This window comes from Azoarcus sp. TTM-91 (assembly GCF_012911025.1).
In the GTDB taxonomy this organism is placed as follows: Bacteria; Pseudomonadota; Gammaproteobacteria; order Burkholderiales; family Rhodocyclaceae; genus Azoarcus.
This window is the reverse complement of sequence record NZ_WUEI01000139.1, coordinates 1-10,541: the sequence shown is the minus strand read 5'-3', so window position 1 is coordinate 10,541 and position 10,541 is coordinate 1. Positions and strand designations below refer to the sequence as shown.

Below are 10,541 nucleotides of genomic sequence, written 5' to 3'. Positions count from 1 at the left end.
TCCCTCATCCGCTCGCGCCGCTCGCCGCCCTCGCCGCCGCCCTCTGCCTCCATGCCCTGCCGGCCCAGGCCGGCGCCACGCTGGATGCGATCAAGAAGCGCGGCGAGATCGCCTGTGGCGTCAGCAGCGGCGTGCCGGGCTTTTCGGCGGCGGACGACAAGGGCCAGTGGCGCGGGCTGGATGTGGATGTCTGCCGCGCCATCGCCGCCGCGGTGCTGGGCGACGCCACCAAGGTGAAGTGGGTGCCGCTGGGCTCGCAGCAGCGCTTCTCCGCGCTGCAGGCGGGCGAGGTGGACATCCTGTCGCGCAACACCACCTGGACGCTGACCCGCGATGCCTCGCTGGGCATCTCCTTCGCCGCCGTCACCTACTACGACGGCCAGGGCTTCCTGGTGCCCAAGCGCTTCAAGGTGGCGAGCGCCCTCCAGTTGAAGGACGCCGACATCTGCGTGCAGTCCGGCACCACCACCGAGAAGAACCTGGCCGACTACTTCCGCGCCCAGGGCATACGGGTGAAGCCGGTGGTGTTCGAGAAGTTCGACGCCTCGCTGAAGGCCTTCTTCAACGGCCGCTGCGTGGCCTACACCACCGACGCCTCCAGCCTGGCCGGCATCCGCGCCGGCGAGGCGCCCAACCCGGACGACTACGCCATCCTGCCGGAGCTGATCTCCAAGGAGCCGCTGGGGCCGGCGGTGCGCCGTGGCGACGAGGACTGGCTGGCCATCGTCAAATGGGTGGTGTTCGCCCTGATCGAAGCCGAAGAACTGGGCGTGACCCGCGACAACGCCGAAGCCCGGCTCAAGGGCAAGGACCCGGCCGCCGGCCGCCTGCTCGGCCAGGGTGAAGACCTGGGCAAGGCGCTGGGCCTGGACGCGCAGTGGGCCTATCGCGCCGTTCGCGCGGTGGGCAACTACGGCGAAATCTTCGACCGCAACCTGGGCGCCGGCTCGCCGCTGAAGCTGGAGCGCGGCGCCAACGCGCTGTGGAACAAGGGCGGCCTGATGTACGCCCCGCCGCTGCGGTGAGCGCTGCCCGCACCGGCCGCGCCGCCTGGCTGCTGCAGATCGCGCTGTTCGCCGCCCTCGCCGCCGGCGCCTGGTGGCTGGCCGGGACCGCCGCCGAAGAGATGCGCGCCCGCGGCATCCGCAGCGGCTTCGACTTCTTCGCCCAGCCGGCCGGCTTCTGGATCTCGGAGGGCGTGTTCGAGTTCGATCCGGCCGAGTCCTACCTCAAGGCCTTCGCCGCCGGCCTCGCCAACACCCTGCGGGTGGCGCTGCCGGCCATCGCCGCCGCGCTGCTGCTCGGCACCCTGGTCGGCATCGGCCGGCTGGCGCGCAATCCGCTGCTGCGCGGGCTGTGCACCGCCTATGTGGAAACCCTGCGCAACATCCCGCTGCTGCTGCAGCTGTTCACCTGGTATTACCTGCTGACGGCCATGCTGCCGCCGGCGGCGGAAGCCATCGAGCTGCTGCCCCACGTCTTCCTCGGCAGCGGCGGCCTGGCCCTGCCCTGGGTTGCCGACGGCGGCCTCAGCCTGCCGCAGCGCGGCGGCTTCGCCATCACCGGCGGCGCCCACCTGTCGCCGGAGTATCTCGCCCTCTTCATCGGCCTCACCGGTTACACCGCCGCCTACATCGCCGAATCGGTGCGCGGCGGGCTGCAGTCCGTCTCCGCCGGCCAGCGCCAGGCTGCCGCGGCGCTCGGCCTCACGCCGCGGCAGACGCTGCGCCTGGTCACCCTGCCGCAAGCGCTGCCCATGCTGGTACCGCCGCTGGCCAACCAGAGCCTCAACCTGCTGAAGAACAGCTCGCTGGCGGTAGCCATCGGCTACCCGGAGCTGGTGTCCATCGCCAACACCACGCTGAACCAGACCGGCCGCGCGGTGGAATGCATCGCGGTGGTGCTGGCGGTGTACCTGCTGCTGTGCGCGGTGGGCATCGCCATCGCCCATGCGCTGGAAAGCCGGCTGCGGCATTGGGAGCGGGCGTGAGGGCCGGCGCGGCAGCAATGGCAGGCTGCCTGCGGCTGAGCGCCGCCCGGCCCCGGCTCGCGGCAAAAGGGCAAACGCGCCCGGCCGGAAGCGAGCCAGCAGGGCGAAGGCCCTAGGATGAAGCGCCTGCCGCCACCCGCCCCCATCGGCCTGCTGCCCTGGCTGCGCAGCCGCTTGTTCGACGGCCCGGCCTCGTCCCTGGCCACCGTGCTGATCCTGCTCGCCGCCGCCTGGCTGCTGCCGGGCGCCCTGCGCTGGGCGGTGAGCGGCGCGGTGTGGAGCGCCGACGCCGAAGCCTGCCGCCAGGCGGCAGGCGCCTGCTGGGGCATGGTCGCCGAGAAGTACCGGCCCATCCTGTTCGGCCGCTATCCCTACGAGGCGCAATGGCGGCCGCTGTGCGCCACCGCGCTGCTGCTGGCCGCCATCGTCTTCAGCCTGCTGGCGCCGGCACTCACCCGGCGCAAGCCCGGCCTGCGGCTGTGGCCGTGGCTGGGCGCCGCCTGGGTGCTGGCGCCCGCCGGCTTCCTGCTGCTGATGGGCGGCGGCGCCTTCGGCCTGGCGGCGGTACCCACCGAGCTGTGGGGCGGGCTGCCGCTGACGCTGCTGCTGGCCACCGCCGGCATCGCCACCGCGTTCCCATTGGCATTGCTGGTAGCGCTGGGCCGCAGCGGACCGCTCCCGGCCGTACGGGCGCTGTGCGCGGTGTATGTGGAGACGGTGCGCAGCATTCCGCTGGTGCCGGCGCTCTTCCTCGCCTCCTTCCTGATCCCGTTGCTGGTGCCACCGCGCCTGTCCGCCGACGTGCTGCTGCGGGTGCAGGTGGCCATCACCCTGTTCGCCGCCGCCTACCTCGCCGAAGCCATACGCGGCGCCCTGGCCTCGGTGCCGGACGGCCAGCGCCAGGCGGCCGCCGCCCTGGGCCTGGGCTGGTGGGGCACCCAGCGCCACATCCTGCTGCCTCAGGCGCTGCGCGCCGCCGCGCCCTCCATCGCCAACAGTTTCGTGAACCTGTTCAAGGACACCTCGCTGGTGGTGGTGGTCGGCCTCTACGAACTCACCGGTTCGCTGGAACTGGCGCTGTCCGGCGATCCGCAGTGGCGCAGCTACCACCTGGAAGGCTATCTCTTCATCGGCGCCCTCTACTGGCTGGGCTGCTACGCGCTGTCGCGCGCCAGCCGGCACCTGGAACCGCGCGGGCGCTGAGCCTCGCGCCGCGGACCCAACGTGCCCCGCTCCCCGATCAACAAACCGGGGATGCGTCACGCCCCTCCGCCACCGCAGGCGGGAAGCACGGGCGCGGCGTCAGTTGCTGGCCGGCGCCGTCCGCCGGCTCCCGGCCCTTCTCTCCGCGCCGGCCTGCGCCCCGTTGGCAGCGCGGCGAAACTTGAAGGCGGCCGCTGCCCAGGCCGCGCCGATGAACAGCATGGCGAGATCGAAGCCGGCGAAGACGGCATCGCCCTGCGCCAGGCTGGCGACCAGGTGCCGTCCGGAGGTCATCGCGTTCAGCGCCGGCAGCAGCAGGTAGGCAAGCGCCGCCACCGCCGCCTGCTCCGCCCACAGGCGCTGGCGCGGGCGCGAGGCGGCATGGAGCAGCATGGCTGCCCAGCCGAGGAAGAGCATGTGCGCCTCCCAGGCCGGGCGGCCGGCCAGGGTTTCCGGCAGCAGGCGGTTGGCCCAGAAGTAGCACGCGATGCCGATGGGCAGGCCGATGACCGTGCCGACGTTGAGCCGCTCCACCAGGCGCAGGCCGAAATGCGGGCTTTCGCCGCCGCGCTCGGCGCGCTGCCGCCGCTTGGTGGTCCACAGCACCAGGCCGGTGGCGATCATGGCGGCGCCGGCGAGGCCGGAGGCGAAGTACAGCAGGCGCAGCGGCAGGTTGGCGAAGAGGCCTTCGTGCAGGCCGAGCAGCAGGTCGTGCGCCGCCTTGGCGCCGGCGGGCGCTGCCGGGCGGGTTTCCAGCAGTTCGCCGCTGACGCCGTCGAAAACCATGATCTCGCTGCGCCGCAGCGGCGTCCGTTCGCCCTGCCACAGCATCACCCGGGCGCCGGCGTCGCCAGGCTGGCGGATGTCTATGCCGTTGACCCTGCCGTCGCCCCAGCGCGCGGCAGCCTGCACCAGCATGGGGCCGAGCGCGGCCAGCGGCGCCGGCCGGCCGGCGCGGGGATAGGTGTCGCCGCCCTCGAACACTTCCGCCCTGAAGGCTTGCCTGCCGGTGGGGGTGTCGCCGTAGCTGGCCGCGGCGATCAGCGGCATGTAGGTGAAGGCGAAGAAGATCAGGCCCGAGTAGGTGATCATCAGGAAGAAAGGCAGGCAGGTCACCGACAGCACGTTGTGCGCATCCAGCCAGGAGCGCGGCCCCTTGCCGGGGCGGAAGGTGAAGAAGTCGGTGAAGATCTTCTTGTGCACCACCACCCCGGTGATCAGGGCGACCAGCATGCCCATGGCGGCGACGCCGACGATCCAGATGCCGACCGCGCTGGGCATGTAGTGCAGCTCGTAGTGCATGCGATAGAGGAGCTGCCCGCCGTAGCTGTGCGACAGGGTGAGCGGCTGGCCGGTGGCCGGGTCCAGGAAGGCGGAGCCACCGGCCGCGGGCGCTGGCGCTGGCGCTGGCGGCCGCCAGATGATGCGCGGCAGCGGGTCGTTGCGGTCCACCGGCAGCACAATGAACCAGCGTTCCGCCTCCGGCGAGCGCTGGTGCAGCTGGGCCAGCGCCAGCTCGGCATACTCCGCCTGGGCCTGGCCGGGCCGGGCTATCGTCAGCCCGGGGTTCATCCACTGGTCGATCTCGGTGTCGAAGTAGCCGGCGGTGCCGGTGAGGAACACCAGGTAGAGCAGCCAGCCGAACACCACCCCGGTCCAGGTGTGCAGCCAGGCCATGCAGGCGCGGAAATGGGACCTCATTGCGGGGACCTCATCGCGGGGATCTCATTGCGGGGATCTCATTGCGGGGATCTCATCAGGGTTCAGGGTAAGAAGCGCGCCAGCAGGGCGCCGGCCGCGGCCACCGCGAGCAAGCCGTACCAGGCGCTGCGGGCGCGGCGGGCGGCAAAGGCCCACATCACTGCGCCGGCGTACAGGGCGAAGCTGAGCAGCGTGGCCGCCATCACCCCCTCCGCCCGCGGGCCCGGCCACAGCGCGGCGAGGGCCATCGCCACGGCGGTGGCCGCCAGGTAGCCGCCGGCGACGGCTGCCAGCAGACGCGAGAGAACGTCCAGCCGGGCCGCGCTGGCCCTGGCCGTGCCGGACTTGGCGGAGGAAGGCATGGGCGGTATCAGAACTTGAGGTTGGCCGACAGCGACACGGTGCGCGGGTCGCCCAGGTAGTACTGGTTCACCCAGTAGCGCTTGTCGGTGAGGTTGTTGACGTTCAGCCGCAGCGTCAGCGGGTAGCCACCCATGGCGGTGAGGTAGCGCACCCCGGCATCCAGCAGGGTGTAGGCGGGCATTTTATCGGTGTTGGCGTTGTCGCCGTAGAACTTGCCGGTGTAGCTGATGCCGCCGTTCACCGTGACGGCCTCGAAACCGGGGATACGGTATTCGGCATAGATCTTGGCCATCTGCTCGGACACGCCGACCGGGCGCTTGCCCTCGAGCGCCGGGCTCTGCTTGTTCTTGCGCACGCGGGCCTCCATCAGGGTGAGGCCGCCGATCAGGGTCAGGTTGCGGGTGAGGTTGCCGGTGGCGGTGAGCTCCAGCCCGGTATGCACCTGCCGGCCGCTCTGCACGTAGGTGGGGCGGGTGGGGTCGGACACGTCGTAGTACTGCAGGCTCTTGTCGATCTGGAACAGCGCGCCGGTGAGCAACATGCCGCCCAGCGTGGCCTTGGCGCCCAGCTCCACCTGCTCGCTCACCAGCGGGTCGAGCACCGCGCCGGCGTTGGTGACCGCGTAGCCGCCGTAGGTGTCGCTGGCGGCGCCGCCGGGCTCCAGCGACTCCATGTAGCTGACGTAGGTGGTCAGGGAGTCCAGCGGCTTGTAGATCAGCGACAGCGTCGGCGTGGTCGCGCTCTTGCGGTAGTGGGTGGGCGTGGCGCTGGGGCTGGCCCAGGTCATGTCGTTATCCACCGTCGCCCGGTTGACGCCAGCGAGCAGGGACCACTGGTCGTTGAAGGCGATGTCGTCGCCCACCATCATGCTGGTCTTGCGATAGGCCAGGCGCTCCCACTTCTGCCCTTTGCCGACCACGCCCCAAGCCGGCTCCGGAACATGGGTGGGCGAGTCCAGGCTGGCGCCGTTCAAGGTGGTCGCGGTGGCGCCATTGAGGACGTAGTCGTAGCGCCGCCAGCTGGTGCTGATGTAGCCGGCGGTGAGCTTGTGCTGCACCGGGCCGGTGGCGAAGCTGAAGTCGACGAAAGCGTTGTAGGCCTTGGTCTTCTGCTCCTGCGGCGCGATCAGCGTGGAGCTCTGGTTGTAGGTGCCGTTCGCCTGCACGGTATTGTCCGCGGCGGCGTATTCGCGCACGTCGTACTGGTTCAGGTAGCCGGCGCGCAGGGCCAGGCGCTTGCTGAGCTTCCAGCTCAGGTTGGCGCCGAAGCGGTTGCTGTCCACATCGGAATAGGCCCAGGGCTGGGACCACAGCTCGGTCGGGTCCAGCGAGCGGGCGGAGGGACGGGCCACGCCGCTGGCCATATACCAGTATGGCTGCCGGCTGCTGCGGAATTCCCGCCGCGAGGCATCCACCTGCAGCAGCAGGTCGTCGGTCAGATGCCAGTCAAAGGCCGCGCTGAGGAAATCCTTGTGCACCTTGTAGTGGTCCACCCCGGTCTCGCCATCCTGGGTCACCGCGTTGATGCGGTAGCCGAAGCGGCCGTCGGCGTCGATGGGGCCACCGAAATCGCCGTGCAGGTAGAAGTTCTCGCCGCCGGTGTAGCCGAGCGTGACCGAGTTGTAGCGCTCCTTCGTCGGCCGCTTGGAGACGTAGTTGATGAGGCCGCCGACATTGCCCGCGCCGTAGAGGAAGCCGGACAGGCCGGTGAGTATCTCGACCCGCTCCACGTCCTCGGTGGAGGTGCCGTGGCCGTAGACGTCGCGCGGCAGGCCGTTGCGGGCGGAGGTCGAGCTCTGGAAGCCGCGCAGATAGACGTAGGGGTTGTCGTTCTGCAGCGTCGGCCAGCTCAGCTGGGTGGTCGGGTTCATCTTGAAGATCTGGTCGGGCGAGATGGCCTGGATGTTCTCGATCAGTTCGGCCGGCACCACGCTGATGGCGTAAGGCGTGTCCTGCAGCTCGCGGCCCTCCCACGGGCCGACGGCGGAGAGGGTCTTCGTCACATAGCCCAGTTCGGCGCTGCCGTCCCCCGCGCGCTGGGCGCTGACGGTGACCGGCGCCAGCGTCGTCTCCCGGCTGGCCGCGGGCGCCGGCACCGGCGCCGGCAGTGCGCGCAGCGTATAGACGCCGGCGGCGCCCTCCACCAGTTCCAGCCCGCTGCCGGCAAGCGCCGCGCGCAAGGCCTGCTGCGGGCTCAGGCGGCCGCGCACGGCGGCGGCCTGGCGCTTGCCCACCAGGGCGCTGTCCACCGTCAGCGCCAGGCCGGCTTCCCGGCTGATGGCGTTCAGGGTGGTGGCGAGCGGCGCGGCAGGCAGGTCATAGTCGCGGCTGCTGGCGGCGCTGGCCTGCGCCAGGACGGTGGCCGGTGCCGCCGCGCTCAGGGCGAGGATCAGCGCCAGGGCGGCGGGGCGCAGTTTGGCGCGGCAGTGAGGGGTCTGGCGATGCATCGGGCGGGCTCCGGAAGGGAAAGGAAGGAGGTGGCTTTCCCTGTTTGCCGAAGCAGCTGGCAAAAGTGATAGAGGGGCGCGAAAAAAATCATTGCTCCGGCGCCTCGATGCGCACCCACCAGTCTCCCCGGCGGACGATGCGGACGGGCAGCGAGGCCGCCAGCGCCGTCAGCGCCCGCTCGCCGTCGTCCAGCGGCAGGGTGCCGGTGACGCGCAGGGCCGCCACTTCCGGCGCCACCTGCAGGAAGCCGGGGCGGTAACGCCCCAGCTCGGCGACGACCGCCGCCAGCGGCTCGCCGTCCACCACCAGCATGCCGTCCTTCCAGGCGTCGCTGTCGGCCTTCGCGGGCACCGCCGCGCCCGGTGCGCCCGCGCCCATCTGCAGGCTCTGGCCCGCCTCCACCCGCAGCTCCCCGGCACAGGCCGCGGTGCTCTCCGGCGCGCATCCCGCCGGCCGCGCCAGCACCGCGGAACGGGTGACGGTGAGCCAGCTCGTCCCCTCCTCCTGCCGGACCAGGAAACGGGTACCCAGCGCGCGCAGGCTGCCCTGTGCGGTGATGACGACGAAGGGCCGCGCTTCGGCCGGATTGCGGCGAGCCGTCTTGATGTGGATCTCGCCGCTGCGCAGGCGGATCGCCCGGGTGTGGGCGTCGAAAGCCAGGTCCACCGCCGAACGGGCGTTGAGCACGATGACGCTCTGGTCCGGCAGGGTCACCGTCAACCGTTCGCCGGTGCCGGTGCGGTAGTCGGCCAACAGGCCGTCCAGCGGCTGGTAGCGATCCGCCGTCGCCAGCCCCAACCCGATGGCCGCCACCAGCGCCATCGCGGCGGCGCCGCGCTTCCAGCCGGAGGCCCGGCGGGGCCGGCCGATGATGCCGCGCAGCGGCGCATGTGGGCGTAGCGCGACGGCGCCGGCATCTATCATCGCCAGCTGGCGCCAGGCACGGGCGTGGTCGGGGTCCGCCGCCAGCCAGTTGCGCAGCGCCGCCTCGTCCGCCGGGTCACCGTCGTCCAGCCTCAGCTGCCAGGCGATGGCTTCGTCCAGCACCCGGCCGGATACCGGCCGCTCGTCGTCCTTCCTGTCCTGCATCGGCTCATTCCACCTTGCCGAAGCGCAACTCGTAGCACTGCCGCGCCACCTTGGCGAGGTATTGCCGCACCCGCGGCACCGAAACGCCGAGCAGCGCCGCGATCTCGGCATGCGGCAGGCCGTCGAGGCGGCTGTACAGCCAGGCGGCGCGGGCCCTGGCGGAGAGGCCCTGCAGCAGCCGGTCCATTTCCATCAAGGCCTCCAGCACCAGCTGACGCTGTTCGGGCGAGGGCGAGAACTGCTCCGGCTCGGCCGCCAACGCTTCCAGGTAGGCACGCTCCAGGTCCCGCCGGCGGTACTGGTCCACCACCAGCCCGCGGGCGACCGCGGTCAGGTAGGCGCGCGGCTCGCGCAACTCGGCGAGCGCCGCCTGGCGGGCGCCGAGGATGCGCAGGAAGGTGTCGTGGGCGAGATCTGCCGCCTGCTGCTGGCAGCCCAGCTTGAGGCGCAGCCAGCCAACCAGCCAGCCATGGTGCCCGGCGTACAGGCGGGCGACGGAGTCGGGGGAAGCAGTGGCGTGGCTCAAGCGGATTCTCCGGGAGGTCCTGGCTGGCTGAGCCCTCGAACTGCGTCGGCCTCGCTGGCTAATTAGGAATGCTTCTTATTATTGCTTTGATGGCCGGAGACGGTCAATGCACGGCCACGGCAAGGCGCCGCAGCGCCCCGGTCCATCATCGCCCGCTGTAGTTCTTTCCGCTGGATGTAAATACGGCCAGTGCCCGACCATCCCCGCCCGCGGCGAATGCGCTGGCGCTGCCGGTGGCGCGCAAGCCGCCAACGGCACGTCGCTTGCTGCACTTCTGCCGAGGCCGGGCAAGGCCGCCACCGCCCGCTCCTGCTGCCCGGCGCCGGAAGCGCTGCGCTTTCCCTCCCCTTTTGCTTTCCCTCCCCTTTTCCCACTCCGGCGGGCGGCCCGGAGCATTCCCACTGGAGACCGAAGATCATGAAGGCTGTCGTATTCCACGCCATCGGCGACATTCGCCTGGAGGACGTCGCGGACCCGGTGATCGAGCAAGACACCGACGTCATCGTCCGCCTCACCACCAGCGCCATCTGCGGCACCGATCTGCATTTCATCCGCGGCACCATGGAAGGCCTGCGGCCGGGCACCATCCTCGGCCACGAGGGCACCGGCGTGGTCGAGGAGATCGGCCCCGGCGTGCGCAACCTCAAGGCCGGCGACCGGGTCGTCATCCCCTCCACCATCGCCTGCGGCTTCTGCGCCTACTGCCGCGCCGGCTACTACGCCCAGTGCGACAACGCCAATCCCAACGGCAAGCAGGCCGGCACCTCCTTCTACGGCGGGCCGCAGCAGACCGGCCCCTTCCAGGGCCTGCAAGCGGAGAAGGCCCGCATTCCCTACGCCAGCGTGAACCTGGTGAAGATCCCGGACGCGGTGAGCGACGAGCAGGCCCTGATGCTGTCGGACATCTTCCCCACCGGCTACTTCGGCGCCGACATGGCCGGCATCAAGCCCGGCCACACCGTGGCGGTGTTCGGTTGCGGCCCGGTGGGCCAGTTCGTCATCGCCTCCGCCCGGCTGATGCATGCCGGCCGCATTTTCGCCGTGGACGCGGTGCCGGACCGCCTGGAAATGGCCCGCGCCCAGGGCGCCGAGATCGTGGATTTCGACGCCGAAGACCCGGTGGCCACCCTGCTGGCGCTCACCGGCGGCATCGGGGTGGATTGCGCCATCGACGCGGTGGGTGTGGACGCGGTGCATGCTCACCACGGCCCCGCCGCCGCCG

At 71.1% G+C, this 10,541-nt stretch carries 9 protein-coding genes; 4 read left to right on the top strand and 5 right to left on the bottom strand.

The features are described from left to right. The 3 genes from GRF61_RS21645 to GRF61_RS21635 form a co-directional block, all read left to right on the top strand. Positions 1-1,025 (top strand): amino acid ABC transporter substrate-binding protein (locus tag GRF61_RS21645; protein ID WP_211166134.1); only part of this gene is annotated, 1,025 nt, incomplete at its 5' end. Continuing rightward, on the top strand, positions 1,022-1,990 hold the full coding sequence (locus GRF61_RS21640; protein WP_246034586.1) for an ABC transporter permease subunit: 969 nt from the start codon (positions 1,022-1,024) through the stop codon (positions 1,988-1,990). The genes GRF61_RS21645 and GRF61_RS21640, both read left to right, overlap by 4 nt. Before the next feature lie 117 nt (positions 1,991-2,107). Next, positions 2,108-3,193: an amino acid ABC transporter permease gene (locus GRF61_RS21635; RefSeq protein ID WP_169152697.1), complete on the top strand. Its 1,086-nt coding sequence runs from the start codon at positions 2,108-2,110 to the stop codon at positions 3,191-3,193. A gap of 99 nt (positions 3,194-3,292) precedes the next feature. Here the strand turns inward: GRF61_RS21635 and GRF61_RS21630 are convergent, their stop codons facing one another. The 5 genes from GRF61_RS21630 to GRF61_RS21610 form a co-directional block, all read right to left on the bottom strand. After that, a complete protein-coding gene (locus GRF61_RS21630; RefSeq protein ID WP_169152696.1) occupies positions 3,293-4,894 on the bottom strand; it encodes a PepSY-associated TM helix domain-containing protein in 1,602 nt (533 codons plus the stop codon). 62 nt (positions 4,895-4,956) lie between these two features. Further along, positions 4,957-5,256, bottom strand: a complete 300-nt coding sequence (locus tag GRF61_RS21625) for an iron transporter (RefSeq protein ID WP_169152695.1) — start codon at positions 5,254-5,256, stop codon at positions 4,957-4,959. An 8-nt stretch (positions 5,257-5,264) separates the two neighbouring features. Further along, on the bottom strand, positions 5,265-7,703 hold the full coding sequence (locus GRF61_RS21620; RefSeq protein ID WP_169152694.1) for a TonB-dependent receptor: 2,439 nt from the start codon (positions 7,701-7,703) through the stop codon (positions 5,265-5,267). An 88-nt stretch (positions 7,704-7,791) separates the two neighbouring features. Next, positions 7,792-8,793 (bottom strand): FecR family protein, encoded by a 1,002-nt coding sequence (locus GRF61_RS21615; protein WP_169152693.1) that lies wholly within the window; start codon positions 8,791-8,793, stop codon positions 7,792-7,794. 4 nt (positions 8,794-8,797) lie between these two features. After that, positions 8,798-9,319 (bottom strand): sigma-70 family RNA polymerase sigma factor, encoded by a 522-nt coding sequence (locus GRF61_RS21610; RefSeq protein ID WP_169152692.1) that lies wholly within the window; start codon positions 9,317-9,319, stop codon positions 8,798-8,800. 417 nt (positions 9,320-9,736) lie between these two features. On the opposite strand from GRF61_RS21610, the gene GRF61_RS21605 reads away from it, so the two are divergent. Then, on the top strand, positions 9,737-10,541 hold an 805-nt coding region (locus GRF61_RS21605; protein WP_169152691.1), incomplete at its 3' end, for an alcohol dehydrogenase catalytic domain-containing protein.